At 52.4% G+C, this 20,952-nt stretch carries 16 protein-coding genes; 10 read left to right on the top strand and 6 right to left on the bottom strand.

Annotation, left to right across the window (positions count from 1 at the left end; all coding sequences use genetic code 11):
- Positions 1 to 2 precede the first annotated feature (2 nt).
- Positions 3 to 1,910 (bottom strand): ABC transporter ATP-binding protein, encoded by a 1,908-nt coding sequence (locus LA337_07890; protein ID UBI17606.1) that lies wholly within the window; start codon positions 1,908 to 1,910, stop codon positions 3 to 5.
- Positions 1,911 to 1,922: 12 nt separating this feature from the next.
- Positions 1,923 to 4,031: a bifunctional 23S rRNA (guanine(2069)-N(7))-methyltransferase RlmK/23S rRNA (guanine(2445)-N(2))-methyltransferase RlmL gene (gene rlmKL / locus LA337_07885; GenBank protein ID UBI17605.1), complete on the bottom strand. Its 2,109-nt coding sequence runs from the start codon at positions 4,029 to 4,031 to the stop codon at positions 1,923 to 1,925.
- A 98-nt stretch (positions 4,032 to 4,129) separates the two neighbouring features.
- Here rlmKL and LA337_07880 point away from each other — a divergent pair, with 98 nt between their 5' ends.
- Entirely contained in the window at positions 4,130 to 5,236 is a 1,107-nt protein-coding gene (locus LA337_07880; protein ID UBI17604.1) for a YcbX family protein, read from the top strand.
- Here the strand turns inward: LA337_07880 and zapC are convergent.
- Both zapC and pyrD read right to left on the bottom strand, forming a co-directional pair.
- Positions 5,233 to 5,775, bottom strand: a complete 543-nt coding sequence (gene zapC, locus LA337_07875; protein UBI17603.1) for a cell division protein ZapC — start codon at positions 5,773 to 5,775, stop codon at positions 5,233 to 5,235. The genes LA337_07880 and zapC overlap by 4 nt on opposite strands.
- Positions 5,776 to 5,940: 165 nt before the next feature.
- On the bottom strand, positions 5,941 to 6,951 hold the full coding sequence (gene pyrD / locus LA337_07870; GenBank protein ID UBI17602.1) for a quinone-dependent dihydroorotate dehydrogenase: 1,011 nt from the start codon (positions 6,949 to 6,951) through the stop codon (positions 5,941 to 5,943).
- A gap of 243 nt (positions 6,952 to 7,194) precedes the next feature.
- On the opposite strand from pyrD, the gene ssuE reads away from it, so the two are divergent.
- From ssuE to ssuB, 5 genes are read left to right on the top strand one after another with little or no spacing between them, the layout of a single operon-like run.
- A complete protein-coding gene (gene ssuE, locus LA337_07865) occupies positions 7,195 to 7,770 on the top strand; it encodes an NADPH-dependent FMN reductase (GenBank protein UBI17601.1) in 576 nt (191 codons plus the stop codon).
- Positions 7,763 to 8,737: a sulfonate ABC transporter substrate-binding protein gene (locus LA337_07860; GenBank protein UBI17600.1), complete on the top strand. Its 975-nt coding sequence runs from the start codon at positions 7,763 to 7,765 to the stop codon at positions 8,735 to 8,737. The genes ssuE and LA337_07860 overlap by 8 nt, the downstream gene beginning before the upstream one ends.
- A complete protein-coding gene (ssuD, locus tag LA337_07855) occupies positions 8,734 to 9,879 on the top strand; it encodes an FMNH2-dependent alkanesulfonate monooxygenase (GenBank protein UBI17599.1) in 1,146 nt (381 codons plus the stop codon). The genes LA337_07860 and ssuD overlap by 4 nt, the downstream gene beginning before the upstream one ends.
- A gap of 10 nt (positions 9,880 to 9,889) precedes the next feature.
- On the top strand, positions 9,890 to 10,681 hold the full coding sequence (gene ssuC / locus LA337_07850; protein ID UBI17598.1) for an aliphatic sulfonate ABC transporter permease SsuC: 792 nt from the start codon (positions 9,890 to 9,892) through the stop codon (positions 10,679 to 10,681).
- Positions 10,678 to 11,445 (top strand): aliphatic sulfonates ABC transporter ATP-binding protein, encoded by a 768-nt coding sequence (ssuB, locus tag LA337_07845; GenBank protein ID UBI17597.1) that lies wholly within the window; start codon positions 10,678 to 10,680, stop codon positions 11,443 to 11,445. The genes ssuC and ssuB overlap by 4 nt, the downstream gene beginning before the upstream one ends.
- Before the next feature lie 96 nt (positions 11,446 to 11,541).
- Here the strand turns inward: ssuB and pepN are convergent, their stop codons facing one another.
- Positions 11,542 to 14,154: an aminopeptidase N gene (gene pepN / locus LA337_07840; GenBank protein UBI17596.1), complete on the bottom strand. Its 2,613-nt coding sequence runs from the start codon at positions 14,152 to 14,154 to the stop codon at positions 11,542 to 11,544.
- A gap of 265 nt (positions 14,155 to 14,419) precedes the next feature.
- On the opposite strand from pepN, the gene pncB reads away from it, so the two are divergent.
- The 4 genes from pncB to aspC all read left to right on the top strand — a co-directional run bounded on the left by pncB (position 14,420) and on the right by aspC (position 20,239).
- Positions 14,420 to 15,622: a nicotinate phosphoribosyltransferase gene (pncB, locus tag LA337_07835; GenBank protein ID UBI17595.1), complete on the top strand. Its 1,203-nt coding sequence runs from the start codon at positions 14,420 to 14,422 to the stop codon at positions 15,620 to 15,622.
- 166 nt (positions 15,623 to 15,788) lie between these two features.
- Positions 15,789 to 17,189 carry an asparagine--tRNA ligase gene (asnS, locus tag LA337_07830; protein ID UBI17594.1) on the top strand — a complete coding sequence of 467 codons (1,401 nt, stop codon included), beginning with the start codon at positions 15,789 to 15,791 and terminating at the stop codon, positions 17,187 to 17,189.
- 602 nt (positions 17,190 to 17,791) lie between these two features.
- Positions 17,792 to 18,865 (top strand): porin OmpF, encoded by a 1,074-nt coding sequence (ompF, locus tag LA337_07825; protein ID UBI18417.1) that lies wholly within the window; start codon positions 17,792 to 17,794, stop codon positions 18,863 to 18,865.
- Between the two features lie 183 nt (positions 18,866 to 19,048).
- Positions 19,049 to 20,239: an aspartate transaminase gene (aspC, locus tag LA337_07820; protein UBI17593.1), complete on the top strand. Its 1,191-nt coding sequence runs from the start codon at positions 19,049 to 19,051 to the stop codon at positions 20,237 to 20,239.
- Between the two features lie 52 nt (positions 20,240 to 20,291).
- On the opposite strand, the gene LA337_07815 is transcribed toward aspC, so the two are convergent.
- On the bottom strand, positions 20,292 to 20,939 hold the full coding sequence (locus LA337_07815) for an MBL fold metallo-hydrolase (protein ID UBI17592.1): 648 nt from the start codon (positions 20,937 to 20,939) through the stop codon (positions 20,292 to 20,294).
- Positions 20,940 to 20,952: the final 13 nt, after the last annotated feature.

The following is a 20,952-nucleotide window of genomic DNA, read 5'->3' as shown; positions in this document are numbered from 1 at the left end:
AATTATGCGCCACTCTTCAAAGACTCAAGATACTCCCAGCGCTCAAAGGCTTGCTCAAGTTCTTGTTCTGCTTCGTTCAGGTTAGCTAATACCTGTTGCGTTTGCTCGTGCGGCTGACTGAAAAAAGCGGCGTCAGCGACCTGAGCTTGTAATGCTTCCAGTTTAGCTTCCAGTTCTTCAAGCAGCGCGGGGAGCTGCTCCAGTTCGCGCTGCAGTTTATAGCTTAGTTTGCTCGTGCCACGTTTGACAATTTCTGCTTTAGGAGCAACAGCTTCCTCTGTTTTTTTAGCGATCGGTTGTTTAAACGCCACATACTGAGATTGCTGGCTACGCGCGTCATGGTAACCGCCGACATAACGACCAATTTTGCCGCCGCCTTCGAAGATCCAGCATTCAGTAACGGTATTATCCACAAACTGACGGTCGTGGCTCACCAACAGCACGGTGCCCTGGTAGCTATCAATCAGCTCTTCAAGCAGTTCCAGCGTTTCGACGTCCAGATCGTTGGTTGGTTCATCGAGAATCAAAAGATTACTGGGTTTCAGAAAAAGACGCGCCAGCAGCAGGCGATTTCGTTCCCCACCAGAGAGCGCACGCACTGGTGTCATCGCGCGTTTCGGATGGAACAGGAAGTCCTGCAGGTAACCCAGCACGTGGCGAGGTTTGCCGTTAACCAGCACCTCTTGCTTACCTTCAGCCAGGTTGTCCATCACGGTTTTGTCCGGATCCAGCTCGGCGCGGTGCTGATCGAAATAAGCGACTTCCAGCTTGGTTCCGACATGAATGCGTCCGCTGTCAGCCTGAAGCTGACCTAGCATCAGCTTCAGCAGCGTCGTTTTGCCGCAGCCGTTAGGTCCGATTAGCGCAATCTTGTCGCTACGCTGCACCTGCGCGGAGAAATCTTTCACCAGTTGCTTTCCGTCAACCTGGTAATCAACATTTTCCATTTCGAAGACAATCTTGCCAGAACGGCTCGCCTCTTCGACCTGCATCTTCGCCGTGCCCATCACTTCGCGACGTTCGCCACGCTCGCGACGCATGGCTTTCAGCGCACGCACTCGGCCTTCGTTACGGGTACGACGCGCTTTGATGCCCTGACGGATCCAGACTTCCTCCTGCGCCAGCTTGCGATCAAATTCCGCGTTTTGTAACTCTTCTACCCGCAGCGCTTCTTCTTTTTCCAGCAGATACTGATCGTAGTTCCCCGGATAGGTCACCAGCTTGCCACGGTCGAGGTCGACAATGCGTGTCGCCATATTGCGAATAAATGAACGGTCATGGGAAATAAAAATAATCGTCCCATTGAACGTTTTCAGGAACCCTTCCAGCCAGTCGATGGTTTCAATATCCAGGTGGTTCGTGGGTTCATCCAGCAGCAATACGCGCGGGTTGCTCACTAACGCGCGGCCCAACGCCGCCTTACGCAGCCAGCCGCCCGAAAGCGAAGAAAGCGCGGCGTTAGGATCCAGGCCCAGTTGCGCCAGCACTTCATTAATGCGACTTTCGAGCTGCCACAGATTGTGGTGATCGAGCATTTCCTGAACCCGCGCCATCTCATTCAGGTTTCTGTCGCTCGGATCGGTCATCACCAGACGCGAAATATCGTGATAACGCTTCAGATACTCGGCCTGTTCCTCAATACCTTCGGCAACGAAGTCATAGACGCTGCCCTCGACATTACGCGGCGGATCCTGTTGCAGACGCGCTACAACCAGGTCCTGCTCATAAATAATACGTCCGTCGTCAAGACCCTGTTCACGGTTCAGGATCTTCATCAACGTCGACTTGCCTGCGCCATTACGGCCTACCAGACAGACGCGTTCGTTATCTTCGATATGCAGTTCTGCATTATCAAGAAGCGGGGCATCGCTGAACGACAGCCATGCACCATGCATACTGATCAATGACATCTATTTATCCTTTCAGGCTGCGGTAATCAGCCAGCAATTGTGGATCTGTCGGTTACGGGCAAAGTCCTGGGAAAGCGTTTTTTGGGTAATTTCTTGTGCTTTCAATCCCAGTTCAGCCAGACCGTCTAGATCCATACGGAACCCACGTTTGTTGTTAGAGAACATTATCGTGCCGTCTTTACGCAGCAGACGTTTCAGATCTTTCATCAGCGCCAGATGGTCGCGCTGCACATCAAACGAGTCTTCCATACGTTTTGAGTTAGAGAACGTCGGCGGGTCAATGAAAATCAGATCAAACTGTTCATTGGCATCGCGCAGCCAGCCCAGGCAATCGGCCTGAATTAAACGGTGAGCGCGACCGCTCAGGCCATTCAGACGCAGGTTGCGTTCCGCCCATTCCAGGTAGGTACGCGACATATCAACCGTCGTGGTGCTACGCGCACCACCCAGTCCGGCATGTACGCTGGCGCTGCCGGTGTAGGAGAACAGGTTAAGGAAATCCTTACCTTTACTCATCTGTCCCAGCATGCGGCGCGCAATACGGTGATCGAGGAATAAGCCCGTATCAAGATAGTCTGTCAGGTTAACCCACAGGCGCGCGTTGTACTCGCTTACCTCAATGAATTCACCCTTCTCATTCATCTTCTGATACTGATTTTTCCCTTTCTGACGTTCACGGGTTTTCAGCACCAGTTTATTTGGCGCGATTTCCAGTACCGACAGCGTTGCGGCAATGATGTCGAACAGGCGTTGACGCGCTTTTTGCGCATCAACCGTCTTCGGTGGGGCATATTCCTGAACCACGACCCACTCACCGTAACGGTCCACTGCAACGTTGTATTCCGGCAGGTCAGCGTCATACAGGCGATAGCATTCAATCCCTTCCTGACGCGCCCATTTTTCCAGCTTCTTAATATTCTTGCGCAGGCGGTTGGCATAATCTTCCGCTACCGTGGCAGGCTTGCTGTCCGCGGTGGTCTCTGCAACGTGATAGTTCTTCTGGACACAATCCAGCGGGCCGTTTTTCGCTTTGAACTGCTTGTCGGCACGTAATTGCAAACTGCTGAGCAGATCCGGAGAAGCGCTGAACAGCGACAAATTCCAGCCGCCAAACTGGTTTTTCATCGTACGGCCCAGCAGGCTGTGCAGGGCAATCAGCGCCGGTTCGCTATCCAGACGTTCGCCGTATGGCGGGTTACTGATAACCGTCCCGTACGGTCCTTTTGGCAGCGGATTACTCAATTTGGCGACATCTTTCACGTCAAACGTCATCAGATCGGCAATCCCGGCGCGGCGAGCGTTACTACGCGCTTTTTCAATCACGCGCGCATCGCTGTCAGAGCCGTAGAAATGCGAAGTATAGTCAGCCAGTCCCTTACGCGCACGCACCTGCGCTTCGGCTTTAACTTCTTGCCAGACAGCTTCGTCGTGCTGCGCCCAACCGCTGAAGCCCCAGTACCCACGGTGCAGGCCCGGCGCGCGATCGGTTGCCCACATCGCCGCTTCAATCAGCAGCGTGCCGGAGCCGCACATCGGGTCGAGTAACGGTGTGCCAGGCTGCCAGCCAGAACGCATAACAATAGCGGCGGCCAGCGTCTCTTTAATCGGCGCCTGACCCGCGCGATCGCGATAACCGCGCTGATGCAAACCATCACCGCTCAAATCGAGCGCAATGCTGGCGGTATCTTTGTTCAACCAGACGTTGATGCGCAGATCCGGAGATTCACGATCCACATTCGGACGCGGCAGATTTTTACGGGTAAAGGCATCGACAATCGCATCCTTGACCTTCAGCGCGCCGTACTGGCTGTTACGAATGGTTTCGTTCAGGCCGCTAAAATGAACGGCAAAGGTAGCACCGGGATTAAATATCTCTGTCCAGTCGATTGCCTGAACGCCGAGGTACAGATCAAGATCGCTGTAGACCTTGCACTCTCCCATCGGCAGGATAATGCGCGAGGCCAGGCGGCTCCACATCAGGCTCTGGTAAACAAGCCGCGTGTCGCCCTTAAAATGGACCCCACCCTGAACGACCTGACACTCCAGCGCGCCGAGGTTTTCAAGTTCAGTTTTTAACAGCTCTTCCAGCCCACGGGCCGTACTGGCAAACAGAGAATTCATAATGTCACTTTTACTCCTGGAAAATTGCTGCGCATTATAGCTAATATGGGCTGTATGTCATAAAGTTGAAGGCTTATTTTCGTTCAAGGGGCTGTGCAGTGGTAACGTTGACCCGACTTTTTATTCATCCGGTTAAATCAATGCGTGGAATTGGACTCACGCACGCCCTGGCAGACGTTAGCGGTCTTGCCTTTGATCGTATATTTATGATTACCGAGACTGACGGGACGTTCATTACCGCCCGACAGTTCCCACAAATGGTCCGCTTTACGCCTTCCCCTTTCCACGATGGGTTGCATCTTACGGCCCCAGACGGCAGCAGCGCGCTCGTGCGATTTGCCGACTTCGCGACCCAGGATGCGCCGACAGAAGTATGGGGAAACCATTTTACCGCGCGTATTGCGCCTGCGGCTATCAACCAGTGGCTTAGCGGCTTTTTCTCCCGTGACGTACAACTACGCTGGGTCGGTCAGCAGCTGACGCGCCGGGTGAAGCGTCACGCGGATATTCCTTTGTCCTTCGCCGATGGCTATCCCTACCTGCTGGCCAACGAAGCATCTCTGCGCGATCTGCAACAGCGATGTCCGGCAAGCGTCAAAATGGAACAGTTTCGCCCCAATCTGGTAGTTTCGGGGGCTGACGCCTGGGAAGAAGATACCTGGAAAGTGATTCGCATTGGCGAGGTCATTTTTGATGTGGCAAAACCCTGTAGCCGCTGCATTTTCACGACAGTTAGCCCAGAAAAAGGCCTGAAACATCCGTCCGGTGAGCCGCTCGCCACGCTGCAAACCTTCCGAACTGCGGTGGATAACGGCGACGTTGATTTCGGCCAGAATCTTATCGCGCGCAACAGTGGTGTTATTCGCGTAGGCGATGAAGTAGAAATTTTGGCTACTGGTCCTGCGAGAGCGTATGGCGCGGCTGAATCAGACGATACTGTACAGCAACAACAGCCTGATGCCACCGTGCTTATTGACTGGCAGGGACAGACTTTTCGCGGAAATAATCAGCAGGTATTGCTTGAACAGCTTGAAAACCAGGGTATCCGGGTTCCCTATTCATGCCGGGCTGGAATTTGCGGATGCTGTCGAATTCGACTGCTGGAAGGCGAAGTTAGTCCACTGAAAAAATCAGCGATTGGTGATGACGGGACGATTCTGTGCTGCAGTTGCGTTCCCAAAACGACAATCAGGCTGGAGAGTTAAACCGCCTGTTCAAGGCTGAAACTGTCGGCAATAACCTGCGGTTTCAGTCTGTCATTCATTATTTTAATCGCGTCGCCAAGTTGCATTGTGCGCCCGGCAATAACCACACCAGGTTGTGCAAGCAGACAAAGCGCGGCGTTTTCCCCCGGCTCAACCACTAACAGGTTAACCTGTTCATCGGTATCGCTTAAATCAACACAGGCAGCGTCACCCACGACCGGCGACCAGTTAATACCGTGTGCGACAAAGTGCCAGCTTTTTGGCATTTGCGGTTTAAGGTAACGAATCGCCACCAGCGCATTAAGCACCAGTTCCGCTTTTTGCTCTTTGGCTAAATCAAGGTAGCGACATTTTTCTTCAAAGGAAAAATAAAGCGCGGCGTCATCGACACAAAAACCCGACGGAGAAAATGCATCAGGAGTGAGCATTTTACGAGCAAAACGCGAACGGAATAACATGCCATTGGCTAAATCGAGCATCATACGATCGTGCTCTTCATCATAATACCAGCGCCAGTTATCGTCGGGTTTAATTCGCATCAGTTTCTCTCCTTTCCTTAATCATCGCCGTTACGACAGTATCCTTTTGCCGCTTCGTTTATTGCCCTAATAATAAAAGCTCAGAATGTTTAAATAAGCAACAGTAAAGGAATATAAAACAACCAGGGCCAGAAATAAAGCCCTGGATTGTGATTAAGGTAGCATTCAGATATTGGCGACGATTTCTTTAATCAACGGTGGGCCTTTAAAAATAAAGCCTGAATAAATCTGAACGAGGGTTGCACCGGCAGCTATTTTCTCACGCGCGGCAATCACCGAGTCGATACCGCCAACACCAATAATCGGCAGTTGACCTTTTAATTCCTGAGACAGCTGGCGAATAATTTCTGTACTTTTTAATTGCAATGGTCGACCGCTCAGGCCCCCCATTTGATCGCAATTTTTCATTCCCTGAACGAGAGAACGATCGAGAGTAGTGTTAGTTGCAATTACGCCATCAATATTATGACGAACTAAACTGTCAGCAACCTGGATCAGTTCTTCCAGAGAAAGATCCGGCGCGATCTTTACCGCCACCGGAACATATTTATGGTGGATCGCTTGCAGATCATTTTGCTTATTTTTAATTGCCGTCAGGAGATCGTCCAGCGCCTCGCCGTATTGCAGTGTACGTAATCCCGGTGTATTTGGTGAAGAGATATTAATCGCGATATAACCGGCGTAAGCATAGACTTTTTCCATACAAATCAGATAGTCATCTTTGCCATTCTCTACCGGAGTATCTTTATTCTTACCAATATTAATCCCCAGAATACCGTCAAAATGCGATTTTTTAACGTTCTCAACCAGGTTATCAACCCCCAGGTTATTAAACCCCATGCGGTTGATCAAACCTTCCGCATCGACCAGACGGAACAGACGCGGTTTATCGTTACCCGGCTGAGGCCGCGGCGTCACGGTACCAATCTCAATGGAGCCAAATCCCATCGCGCCGAGTGCGTCAATGCACTCCCCGTCTTTATCCAGTCCGGCAGCAAGCCCGAGTGGATTTTTAAACGTCAGCCCCATACAGGTAACCGGTTTTGCGGGTACTTTCTGGCGGACAAGCGCTTCGAGCGGCGTGCCGGTAATGCGACGTAATTGCTGGAATGTCAATTCATGGGCGCGCTCTGGATCGAGCTGAAAAAGGGCTTTACGAACGAAGGGGTAGTACATGAACTCTCCTGGATTCCCGGTGTGCAAACCGGGGGCGTATTATGTGCGATCGCGAGCAAAAAGGGAATTGACCTGCGGCAATAAATAGCAATCGTTTTCCTCGCCCCTGCCTTTTTATTCAATTTCCAACTTTTCTATCCCGTATAAATCATTTCGATAAACAAAGCCTCTCTGCCAGACTGCATAAATTGTTATCAATGTTAATTAAAAGCAAACAATTGGTTATAAGGGGAGAATGAAATTATGCGCGTCATCACTCTGGCGGGGAGCCCTCGCTTTCCTTCTCGCTCCAGTGCGTTACTGGAATATGCCCGAGAAAAACTAAACGATCAGGATGTCGAAATCTTTCACTGGAATCTGCACAACTTTACCCCGGAAGACCTGATCTATGCCCGTTTCGACAGTCCGGCGTTAAAGACATTTATCGAACAACTGCAGGATGCTGACGGGCTGATTGTCGCAACCCCGGTCTATAAAGCCGCTTACTCTGGCGCACTGAAAACGCTGCTCGATTTGCTCCCCGAGCGGGCGCTGGAAGGAAAAGTGGTTTTGCCGCTGGCGACCGGCGGCAGCGTAGCGCATTTACTGGCCGTCGATTACGCCCTGAAACCGGTCCTGAGCGCGTTAAAAGCTCAGGAGATCCTGCACGGCGTGTTTGCCGATGATTCGCAGGTCATCGATTATCAACATAAACCGCAGTTTACGCCCAACCTGCAGCAGCGTCTGGACAGTGCGCTCGACACCTTCTGGCTGGCGTTGCATCGTCGCGATATCCAACTCCCTCAACTGAACACCCTGCGAGGTGCCGCCCATGCTTGATCTTCTCAAGCGTCACACGTCCTGGCTGGCGCTGACCGGGCTGTTGTCACTGTCAACCCTGGGGCATGCCGCAGAATCGGCCCCCGATGCCCTGCGCATTGGTTATCAAAAAGGAAGCGTCAGTATGGTGCTGGCTAAAAGCCATCAGCTACTGGAGAAACGCTACCCGCAGACCAAAATCTCGTGGGTTGAATTCCCGGCTGGGCCGCAAATGCTGGAAGCACTCAATATCGGCAGTATCGATCTCGGCACTACCGGTGACATTCCGCCGATTTTCGCCCAGGCCGCCGGAGCCGATCTGGTTTACGTGGGCGTTGAACCGCCTAAACCAAAAGCCGAAGTAATTCTGGTGCCGAAAAATAGCCCGATCCAGAGCGTCGAGCAGCTTAAAGGACATAAAGTCGCCTTTCAGAAAGGTTCCAGCGCCCACAATTTACTGCTCCGTGCGCTGCAACAAGCCGGGTTGAAATTTACCGATATTCAGCCGACTTATCTGACTCCTGCAGATGCGCGAGCGGCCTTCCAGCAAGGAAACGTGGATGCGTGGGCTATCTGGGATCCCTACTATTCCGCCGCATTACTGCAAGGCGATGTACGCGTGCTAAAAGACGGTTCAGACCTCAAACAGACCGGTTCGTTTTATCTCGCAGCACGTCCTTATGCCGAGAAAAATGGTGCTTTTGTACTTGGCGTGCTGGATACCTTTAGCCAGGCCGATGCGTTAACCCTCAGCCAGCGCCAACAAAGCATTTCCTTGCTGGCTAAAACCATGGGCCTGTCCGAGCCGGTCATTGCGTCTTATCTGGATCACCGCCCGCCAACCACCATCAAGCCCGTCAGCGCTTCTGTTGCCGCTCTGCAACAACAAACCGCCGATCTGTTTTATGACAACCGGTTGCTGCCGAAAAAAATCGATATTCGCCAGCGTATCTGGCAACCCACTCAACAGGCAGGAGAAAAATTATGAGTCTGAACATGTTCTGGTTTTTACCCACCCACGGTGACGGCCATTATCTGGGGACAGAAGAAGGTTCGCGCCCGGTCGATCACGGATATCTGCAACAAATTGCGCAAACGGCCGATCGCCTGGGATTTACCGGTGTTCTCATCCCAACCGGTCGCTCCTGCGAAGATGCCTGGCTGGTCGCCGCCTCGATGATCCCGGTCACCCAGCGATTAAAGTTCCTGGTCGCGTTGCGTCCAAGCGTAACCTCGCCGACGGTCGCCGCGCGTCAGGCTGCTACGCTCGACAGACTTTCAAACGGCCGGGCGTTATTTAACCTGGTGACCGGTAGCGATCCACAGGAACTGGCTGGTGACGGTGTGTTCCTCGATCACACCGAGCGCTATGAAGCCTCTGCTGAATTTACTCAGGTCTGGCGGCGACTGCTGCAAGGTGAAACGGTGGATTTCAACGGCAAACATATTCATGTTCGCGGCGCGAAGCTGTTTTTCCCTCCCGTACAACAACCCCGGCCACCGCTTTATTTCGGCGGCTCGTCTGATGTCGCACAAGACCTTGCTGCCGAGCAGGTTGATCTCTATCTGACCTGGGGCGAGCCCCCTGAGCAGGTGAAAGCGAAGATTGAACAGGTGCGAACCAAAGCGGCGGCGCTTGGGCGCAAGATCCGCTTTGGTATTCGTCTGCATGTGATCGTACGGGAGACAACGCAAGAGGCATGGCAGGCAGCGGATCGTCTGATAGCCCATCTGGATGACGACACCATTGCCAAAGCCCAGGCCGCCTTCTCAAGAACGGATTCAGTTGGTCAGCAGCGAATGGCGGCACTGCACAACGGTAAACGCGACAAACTGGAAATTAGTCCGAATCTGTGGGCAGGTGTTGGACTGGTTCGCGGTGGCGCGGGTACCGCGCTGGTCGGAGATGGTCCGACGGTCGCGGCGCGTATCAACGAGTATGCCGCACTGGGAATCGACAGCTTTGTGTTGTCCGGGTATCCGCATCTGGAAGAGGCGTACAAGGTTGGCGAGCTGCTGTTCCCTCACCTGGATGTCGCTATACCAGAACTTCCGCAGCCACAACGCCTGCAACAACAAGGCGAAGCGGTGGCAAACGAATTTATCCCGCGCAAAGTCGCGCAAAGCTAAGGAGCTGCGAATGACAACGCCTAAAAACAGGTGGTTATTGCGCCTCGCGCCCTGGTTTTTACCGGTAGGTATGGTGGCGCTCTGGCAGCTCGCATCATCAATGGGCTGGCTGTCCACCCGCATCCTGCCCTCACCGGAGGGCGTTGTCGAAGCCTTCTGGACGCTTTCCGCCAGCGGCGAGCTTTGGCAGCATCTGGCAATCAGCTCATGGCGCGCGCTGATCGGATTCTCCATCGGTGGATCGATTGGCCTGACGCTGGGACTGATCAGCGGTCTTTCGCGTTGGGGAGAACGTCTGCTGGATACTTCGGTGCAGATGCTACGTAACGTACCGCATCTGGCGCTGATCCCGCTGGTAATTTTGTGGTTCGGTATTGATGAATCCGCCAAGATCTTTCTCGTCGCCCTGGGCACGCTGTTCCCGATTTACATTAACACCTGGCATGGGATCCGTAATATCGATCGTGGGCTGGTAGAAATGGCGCGCAGCTATGGGTTGTCCGGCTTTTCACTGTTCCTTCATGTGATCCTCCCAGGAGCCCTGCCCTCAATTATGGTCGGCGTACGTTTTGCTCTCGGACTGATGTGGCTGACGCTTATCGTCGCAGAAACCATTTCAGCCAATGCCGGTATCGGTTACCTGGCGATGAACGCCCGCGAATTTCTGCAAACCGATGTGGTCGTGGTGGCCATTATTCTCTACGCCCTGCTCGGCAAATTGGCCGACGTCAGCGCCCAATTGCTGGAGCGAATCTGGCTGCGCTGGAACCCGGCTTACCATGTGAAGGAGGTTACCGTATGAATACCGCTCGCTTGAACCAGGGCACGCCGCTGTTGCTGAGCGCCGTGACGAAACAATACGCCGCCAATACAGTGCTCAATCAGTTAAATTTGCACATTCCGGCCGGACAATTCGTTGCCGTGGTTGGCCGCAGCGGCGGTGGTAAAAGCACGTTGCTGCGTCTGCTGGCTGGACTGGAGTCCCCCTCCTCAGGCGCATTACTTGCCGGAACCACCCCGTTGGCGGATATTCAGGATGATACGCGAATGATGTTTCAGGACGCGCGTCTGCTGCCATGGAAGACGGTTATCGATAACGTGGGCCTGGGTCTGAAAGGTCACTGGCGCGGAGCGGCCCGAGATGCGCTGGCCGCAGTTGGACTTGAGAGTCGTGCTCAGGAATGGCCTGCCGCTCTGTCCGGAGGCCAAAAACAGCGTGTGGCCCTGGCGCGGGCTTTAATTCATCGCCCCGGTCTACTGCTGCTGGATGAACCCCTCGGCGCGCTCGATGCCTTAACCCGCCTTGAAATGCAGGAGCTGATTGTCTCGCTGTGGCAGGATCACGGCTTTACGGTGCTGCTGGTGACGCACGATGTCAGTGAGGCCGTTGCGATGGCAGACCGCGTGCTGTTGATCGAGGATGGCAAAATCGGGCTGGATCTGACCGTGGATATTCAGCGCCCCCGCCGTTTGGGATCGGTGCGGTTAGCCGAACTGGAAGCGGAAGTGTTGAACCGGGTTATGAAACGCGGCGAGACGGAACAACCGATCCGTCGACATGGATAAACACTCAGAAAACCAGGCCCGGTAGCGCTTCCCGGGCCTTTCGCCGGATGGCGGCATTACCGCCTTATCCGGCCTACTAAACTACAGGTCAACGTTTCAGGCTAACGCTTTGTCAATCTTCTCGAACAGATCGCCGGAGAGATTCTCCAGACCTTTCAGTTGTTCCAGCGCCGCACGCATCTTCGCCTGACGTTTTGCATCATAACGTTTTAAGCGAATCAGCGGCTCAATCAGACGTGACGCCACCTGCGGGTTACGGCTATTGAGTTCAGTCAGCATGTCGACCAGGAACTGATAGCCGCTACCATCTTCCGCATGGAATGCCGCCGGGTTGCTACCCGCAAAGGCACCGATCAGAGAACGGATTCGGTTCGGGTTACTCATACTGAAAGAGCGATGATTCAGCAGGCCACGAACCGTTTCCAGCACGTTTCTCGCCGGGCTTGTGGATTGCAGGATAAACCATTTGTCCATCACCAGGCCGTCATGGTGCCACTTATCGTCATACTCCTGCATTAGCGCGTCGCGACAAGGCAGTTGTGCCGCCACTGCCGCCGACAGCGCCGCCAGCGCATCGGTCATGTTGTTGGCTTCGCGGTACTGCTTGCTTACCAGCGTGTCAGCCAGATGGGTTTCGCCAAAGGCCAGGAAACGTAGGCAGGCGTTACGCAGCGTACGCTTGCCAATATCGGCATGCTCAACGCGGTACTCATCAAGATGATTAGCGTTATAGATGGCGAGGAATTCATCCGCCAGCTCGGCTGCCAGCGTGCGGGTTAACGCTTCGCGTACTTCGGTTATCGCCACCGGATCGATGATATCAAACAGTTCTGCAATTTCGTTTACTGAAGGCAGCGTCAGGATCTCTGCCGCCAGCGCCGGATCGATTTTCTCATCCAGCAGAATTGCGCGGAATGCATCGGCCACGTGTACCGGCAGCGACAGCGGCTGGCCCTGCTGATGCCGGGAAACGTTAAGCTTAATATAGGTCGCCAGCAGGCTTTGCGCCGCGTCCCAACGAGAGAAATCGTTACGCGCATGACGCATCAGGAAGGTCAGTTGCTGATCGCTCCATTTGTATTCCAGTTTGACCGGCGCGGAGAATTCGCACAGCAGCGCCGGAACCGGCTGGAAGTAGACGTTATCAAAGACAAACGTCTGCTCTGCCTGAGTGACGTTCAGTACGGAATTCACCGGATGCCCGCCTTTTTGTAACGGGATCACTTTCCCTTCGTTGTCATACAACTCAAGGGCGAAAGGAATATGCAGCGGCTGTTTTTCGGCCTGATCCGGCGTGGCCGGCGTGCGCTGGCTGATAGTCAGCGTGTACTGCTCAGTTGACGGATTGTAGTCATCACGCACGGTCAGAATCGGCGTACCGGACTGACTGTACCAGCGGCGGAAATGCGAGAGATCGACATTGGACGCATCTTCCATCGCCTGCACGAAATCATCACAGGTTGCAGCACTGCCGTCGTGACGCTCAAAGTACAGTTGCATCCCTTTCTGGAAGTTAGCCTCACCCAGCAAGGTGTGGATCATACGAATCACTTCAGCGCCCTTTTCGTACACGGTCAGGGTATAGAAGTTGTTCATTTCGATGACCATATCCGGACGGATAGGATGCGCCATTGGGCTGGCATCCTCGGCAAACTGCAGGCCACGCATGGTACGCACATTGCTGATCCGGTTTACCGCACGTGAGCCGAGATCGGAACTGAACTCCTGATCGCGGAACACGGTTAACCCTTCTTTCAGGCTCAACTGGAACCAGTCGCGACAGGTCACGCGGTTGCCGGTCCAGTTGTGGAAATACTCATGACCGATGACGCGCTCAATATCGAGGTAGTCTTTGTCGGTGGCGGTATCGGTACGTGCCAGCACATATTTGGAGTTAAAGATGTTCAGACCTTTATTCTCCATCGCGCCCATGTTGAAGAAATCCACGGCGACAATCATATAGATATCGAGGTCATACTCGAGGCCAAAGCGCTCTTCATCCCATTTCATGGAGTTTTTCAGCGAGGTCATCGCCCACGGCGCGCGGTCAAGGTTGCCGCGATCGACGTACAGTTCCAGCGCTACTTCACGCCCGGAACGGGTAGTAAAGATGTCGCGAAGAACGTCGAAATCGCCGGCTACCAGCGCAAACAGATAGCACGGTTTCGGGAACGGATCCTGCCACTGTACCCAGTGACGACCATTTTCCAGTTCCCCCTGCGCCACGCGGTTACCGTTGGAGAGCAGGAACGGATATTGGGTTTTATCGGCGATAATTTTGGTGGTAAAACGCGCCAGGACATCAGGCCTGTCGAGATACCAGGTAATATGACGGAAACCTTCCGCTTCACACTGGGTGCACAGCGCGTCGCCGGACTTGTACAGTCCTTCCAGCGCGGTATTGGCCGCTGGGCTAATTTCATTCACGATACGCAGCGTAAAACGTTCCGGCAGTTGACTGATGACCAGAGCGCCCTCTTCTTCTTTATACTCTGTCCACGGTTCGTCGTTCACGTGGATCGACACCAGAGTCAGATCTTCGCCATTCAGGCGCAGAGGCGCATCAGGCGCGCCATGACGGATAGCCAGGCTCACTGCGGTGACCACGGTTTTTTCAGCATCCAGGTCAAAGGTCAAGTCAATATCAGTAATCTGGTAATCCGGCGCACGATAGTCGTGACGGTATTTGGCTTGTGGCTGTTGTGTCATAAAAAACCTTTAGCATCTTTGGTAGAGTCTCGGCTTCAGTCTATTCCTGTTGCGTAAATCGCGCTACGCAGAATGTTCATCTTTTCAGGCACAAACACCCTTTTTGCTACATTTTTATAACACGCGGCACGAAATGCCCTCGACCAGAAAGACAGCTTATGGTGTGATCGGGGTTCAATAAATCGCTAAACAGGGTATACTCCAGCGGTTTTCTTAGTTGTTTATTGTACTAAACGCTCCCGTGAGAGGATGCTACTGCGCACCTATGACACAATTCGCTTCTCCTGTTTTGCACTCGCTGCTGGATACAGACGCTTATAAGTTGCATATGCAGCAAGCCGTTTTTCACCACTACTATGATGTACAAGTAGCGGCTGAATTTCGTTGCCGTGGCGATGACCTGCTCGGTATTTATGCCGATTCTATTCGTGAGCAGGTGAATGCTATGCAACACCTGCGACTGCAGGAGGACGAGTACCAGTGGCTCTCCGGCCTGCCTTTCTTTAAAGCTGATTACCTCACCTGGTTACGTGATTTCCGCTATAACCCGGAACAGGTTTGCGTCACTAATGATAACGGTAAGCTAAACATCCGCTTAACCGGTCCGTGGCGTGAAGTGATCATGTGGGAAGTCCCGCTGTTGGCGGTGATTAGTGAGCTGGTACACCGTTACCGTTCACCTGAATCAGGCGTCCCGCAGGCACTCGATGAGCTGGAAAGCAAACTAGTAGAATTCTCTGCTTTAACGAAAGATGTCGATATGTCTCGCTTCCATCTGATGGATTTCGGTACGCGCCGTCGTTTTTCGCGTGAAGTGCAGCAAGCTATCGTTAAACGCCTGCAGCAAGAGTCCTGGTTTGTCGGCACCAGTAACTACGATCTGGCCCGCCGCCTGTCATTAACCCCAATGGGTACGCAGGCGCATGAGTGGTTCCAGGCTCATCAGCAAATCAGCCCTGAGCTTGCCACCAGCCAGCGCGTTGCGCTGGCCGCATGGTTAAATGAATATCCTGACCAACTCGGCATTGCATTGACCGACTGCATCACCATGGACGCGTTTTTACGCGACTTTGGCGTTGAGTTCGCTACCCGCTATCAGGGTTTACGCCATGACTCTGGCGACCCGGTGGAATGGGGTGAAAAAGCCATCGCCCATTATGAAAAACTGGGTATTGATCCGCTGAGCAAAACGCTGGTGTTTTCAGATAATCTCGATCTGAAAAAAGCGATTGAGCTATACCGCCACTTCTCTTCTCGCGTGCAGTTGAGTTTTGGCATTGGGACACGACTAACCTGCGATATTCCCCAGGTTAAGCCGCTCAATATCGTTATCAAACTGGTGGAGTGTAACGGCAAACCAGTAGCGAAGTTATCTGACAGCCCGGGTAAAACCATCTGCCATGATAAAGCGTTTGTTCGCGCACTGCGCAAAGCCTTCGATCTCCCGCATATCAAAAAAGCCAGTTAAGCCTTCCAGGGAGCCATTTTGGCTCCCTTATTCGCGTTTATTTCCGAAATCTTTCACTCCAGCTACGAATTCTGCTTGTCTGATTGCAGATGCCAGGTAACATAGGTATCCCCCCATTACGGGTGGACATGTGTTTATATATCCGACTATTAACAGAGAGAATATTATGAGCGTTGTGCCTGTAGCCGACGTACTCCAGGGCCGCGTAGCCGTTGACAGCGAAGTCACCGTGCGCGGATGGGTGCGTACCCGCCGAGATTCAAAAGCTGGCATCTCCTTCCTCGCCGTTTATGACGGTTCCTGCTTTGATCCTGTACAGGCCGTCATCAATAATTCTCTGCCCAATTACAATCAGGACGTACTGCGCCTGACGACGGGTTGTTCAGTTATCGTAACGGGTAAAGTCGTTGCATCACCTGGACAAGGACAGAGCTTTGAAATTCAGGCCACTGAGGTTGAAGTAACGGGCTGGGTTGAAGATCCTGACACCTACCCAATGGCAGCTAAGCGTCACAGCATTGAGTATCTGCGTGAAGTGGCGCACATGCGTCCGCGTACCAACATGATTGGTGCAGTCGCGCGTGTACGCCATACGCTGGCGCAAGCTCTGCATCGTTTCTTCCACGAGCAGGGTTTCTTTTGGGTATCGACTCCGTTGATCACCGCTTCCGATACGGAAGGTGCCGGTGAAATGTTCCGAGTGTCTACGCTGGATCTGGAAAACCTGCCGCGTAACGATCAGGGCAAAGTCGACTTCGATAAAGACTTCTTTGGTAAAGAAGCCTTCCTGACCGTTTCTGGTCAGTTGAACGGTGAAACCTATGCCTGCGCCCTGTCCAAAATTTATACCTTTGGTCCGACGTTCCGTGCAGAAAACTCTAACACCAGCCGTCACCTGGCAGAGTTCTGGATGCTGGAGCCAGAAGTGGCTTTCGCCGACCTGAACGATGTTGCAGCTCTGGCTGAAGCGATGCTGAAGTACGCGTTTAAAGCCGTACTGGCAGAGCGTGCAGATGACATGAAATTCTTCGCTGAACGTGTCGACAAAGACGCGATTTCGCGCCTGGAACGTTTCATTGACGCAGACTTCGCTCAGGTGGATTACACCGACGCGGTTAGCATCCTGGAAAAATGCGGCAAACAGTTTGAAAACCCAGTTTACTGGGGTGTGGACTTGTCTTCTGAACACGAACGTTACCTTGCTGAAGAGCATTTTAAAGCGCCGGTGGTGGTTAAAAACTACCCGAAAGATATCAAAGCGTTTTATATGCGCCTTAACGAAGACGGTAAAACCGTTGCAGCAATGGACGTACTGGCTCCGGGAATCGGTGAAATCATCGGTGGTTCTCAGCGTGAAGAGCGTCTGGACGTACTGGATGCCCGTATGCTGGAGATGGGTCTGAACAAAGAAGATTACTGGTGGTATCGCGACCTGCGTCGCTACGGTACCGTGCCACATTCCGGCTTCGGTTTGGGCTTCGAGCGTCTGATCGCTTACGTTACCGGCGTACAGAACGTCCGTGATGTTATTCCGTTCCCGCGTACCCCGCGTAACGCTACGTTCTAAACCTGCATTTAGAAACAAAGGCCAGCATTGCTGGCCTTTTTTATAGCCACATCACATTTTGGGATCCCCCTCCCGCGTTAAACACAACCCTTCCTCTTCTCCCTTCCTGTTACGTAATATTTCACCGCAACACATTTGAACAAAAAATAATCAGTATTTTTATTGTGGATTAGCATTTTCTGACTAAATAGTACATTTTCTAACCATTTGCACGGCGCTCCGGACGTCCAAAAATAGCCATCTGTAAAACAGAAACTTCCTGTCAGATCAGAGAAAAATGGGGGTTATCTAAATTAAACATAAGAAAATCATATAAATAGAAATAGAAGCGGTGATTTTTAGCGCAGAGACATCTGAAGTTTGAAGTTGTTCACAAAGTTGCACAAAAATAACATTTAGTTACACATTTTTTCTTTTTGAAACTAAATCTTTATCTTTGTAGCACTTTGACGGTAGCGAAACGTTAGTTTGAATGGAAAGATGCCTGTCAGACACATAAAGACACCAAACTCTCATCAATAGTTCCGTAAATTTTTATTGACGGAATTTATTGGCGGCAGTGGCAGGTGTCATATAAAAACCGATGAGGGTAATAAATAATGATGAAGCGCAATATTCTGGCAGTGGTTATCCCTGCTCTGCTGGTAGCCGGGGCAGCTAACGCTGCAGAAGTTTATAACAAAGATGGCAACAAAGTAGACATCTACGGTAAAGCTGTGGGTCTGCACTATTTTTCCAAGCACAACGGTGATAACGCCTACGCGCCTAACGGCGATCAGACCTATGCCCGTCTTGGTTTCAAAGGGGAAACTCAGATTAACGACCAACTGACCGGTTACGGCCAGTGGGAATACCAGTTCAGCGGCAATAACGCAGAAGGCGGTGACGATGCCCAGAAAGGCAACAAAACCCGTCTGGCGTTTGCTGGTTTGAAATTTGGTGACGCAGGCTCCTTCGATTACGGTCGTAACTACGGTGTTGTATACGATGCTCTGGGTTACACCGATATGCTGCCAGAATTCGGTGGTGATACCGCTGCTTCTGACCAGTTCTTCTCCCAGCGTAACGGCGGTCTCGCAACCTACCGTAACTCTAACTTCTTCGGTCTGGTTGAAGGCCTGAACTTCGCTGTACAGTACCTGGGTAAAAACGAACGCTCTAGCAGCCCAACCCGTTCTAACGGCGACGGCGTTGGCGGTTCCGTAAGCTACGAAATGGATGGTTTCGGTATCGTCGGTGCTTACGGTGCAGCTGACCGTACCAACGCGCAAGAGCAGCTGGCCTATGGCCGCGGCGCGAAAGCTGAGCAGTGGGCGACCGGTGTTAAGTACGATGCGAACAACATTTACCTGGCAGCGAACTACAGCGAAACCCGTAACGCAACCCGTATCTCTAACGGTTATGCTAACAAAACTGAAGACGTGCTGTTGGTTGCTCAGTACCAGTTCGACTTCGGCCTGCGTCCGTCCCTCGCCTATACCAAATCTAAAGGTAAGGACATCGAAGGAATCGGCGACGTAGATCTGGTGAACTACTTCGAAGTGGGTGCGACTTACTACTTCAACAAAAACATGTCCACCTATGTTGATTACATCATCAACCAGATCGATTCTGACAACAAACTGGGCGTAGGCTCTGACGACACCGTTGCAGTGGGTATCGTTTACCAGTTCTAATAGCAGACCTCTTTGTTAAATGCCTAAAAAACAGGACTTCGGTCCTGTTTTTTTATCTCTGCTAGCGGATTCTTGCGTCTTAAAAAAACACCTCAGCTTTTCGTCAGTAACGGTTGGCATTTTGTAAATCTACCGTTAACCTGATAGCGGACTTCCCTTCTGTTATCACTATGGAACCTCGTCATGTTTGAGAACATTACTGCCGCTCCTGCCGACCCCATTTTGGGTCTGGCTGATTTGTTTCGTGCCGATGACCGCCCTGGAAAAATAAACCTGGGGATCGGTGTATATAAAGATGAGACAGGCAAAACGCCGGTACTGACCAGCGTTAAAAAAGCCGAGCAATATATACTGGAAAATGAAACCACCAAAAATTACCTTGGCATCGACGGTATTCCAGAGTTTGGTCGTTGCACTCAGGAATTACTGTTTGGTAAAGAGAGTTCGCTTATCAACGACAAACGCGCACGTACAGCTCAGACCCCTGGCGGCACTGGCGCATTGCGTGTGGCAGCTGATTTCCTGGCTAAAAACACCTCAGCTAAACGCGTATGGGTAAGCAATCCTAGCTGGCCAAACCATAAGAGTGTCTTTAACTCTGCCGGTCTGGAGGTTCGTGAATACAACTATTACGATGCGGCGAATCACTCATTAGATTTTGATGCGCTGCTGGCAAGCCTCAGCGAAGCGCAGGCTGGCGACGTGGTGTTATTCCACGGCTGCTGCCATAACCCAACCGGTATCGATCCTACGCTGGAGCAGTGGCAAACGCTGGCTCAGCTTTCTGTCGAAAAAGGTTGGTTGCCGCTGTTTGACTTCGCATACCAGGGCTTTGCCCGCGGTCTGGAAGAAGATGCAGAAGGTCTGCGCGCATTCGCAGCGCTGCACAAAGAGCTGATCGTCGCCAGTTCCTATTCCAAGAATTTTGGTCTGTACAATGAGCGCGTAGGTGCCTGTACGCTGGTGGCTGCCGATGCTGAAACCGTCGACCGTGCATTTAGCCAGATGAAATCCGCCATTCGTGCTAACTATTCCAACCCACCAGCACACGGCGCATCCGTAGTCGCCACAATTCTGAGCAATGACGCACTGCGCGCCATCTGGGAACAAGAGCTGACTGATATGCGCCAACGCATTCAGCGCATGCGTTTACTGTTCGTGAATACGCTGCAGGAGAAAGGTGCAAACCGCGACTTCAGCTTTATCATCAAACAGAACGGCATGTTCTCATTCAGCGGCCTGACCAAAGAGCAGGTTCTGCGCCTGCGTGAAGAGTTTGGTGTCTATGCCGTCGCTTCCGGACGCGTAAACGTGGCAGGGATGACGCCAGACAATATGGCGCCGCTGTGCGAAGCGATTGTCGCAGTACTGTAATCTATCGCGCACAAAAAAGGCCGCAATAGCGGCCTTTTTATTAATCTGAGTGTTACCAGACGGGCATTTCATCCTGCAGGAACGGGTTATGTAGCCGTTCGTTACCCAGCGTAGAAAGAGGGCCGTGACCCGGAATAAACGTCACGTCATCACCCAACGGCAACAGTTTACGTTTAATCGAATCAATCAATTGGCTGTGATCTCCGCGAGGAAAATCGCTGCGCCCTACGCCACCTTTGAAAATCACATCACCTGAAATCAGTAACTTTGATTGTTCATCAAAGAAGACAACATGTCCTGGCGTATGACCCGGACAATGCAGCACCTGTAACGTTACATTGCCCACGCTTACCCGGTCGCCTTCATTCAACCAGCGATCCGGCGTCAGCGGCTCACAATCGCCCAGGCCAAACATGCGACTCTGAGCAGGGAGTCCTTGTAGCCAGAACTCATCTTCTTTTTCCGGGCCAATAACTGGTACACCATAATGCTGTGCCAGTTCAGCCGCCGCGCCTACGTGATCAAGGTGACCATGGGTAAGCAGGATCTGCATAAGCGTCAGACCGCTGGCATCCACTTCCTGTTTGATTTTCTCGGCATCTCCGCCAGGATCGACCAGCGCGGCCAGACGAGTCTGCTCACACCAGATCAACGAGCAGTTCTGGGCGAATGCAGTGACCGGAATAATACGATAGTTCATACAGCTCCTGTTT

This window comes from Citrobacter europaeus (assembly GCA_020099315.1).
Classification (GTDB): Bacteria; Pseudomonadota; Gammaproteobacteria; order Enterobacterales; family Enterobacteriaceae; genus Citrobacter; species Citrobacter europaeus.
The sequence above is the reverse complement of the archived record's forward strand: the minus strand, read 5'-3'. Positions and strand labels throughout refer to the sequence as shown.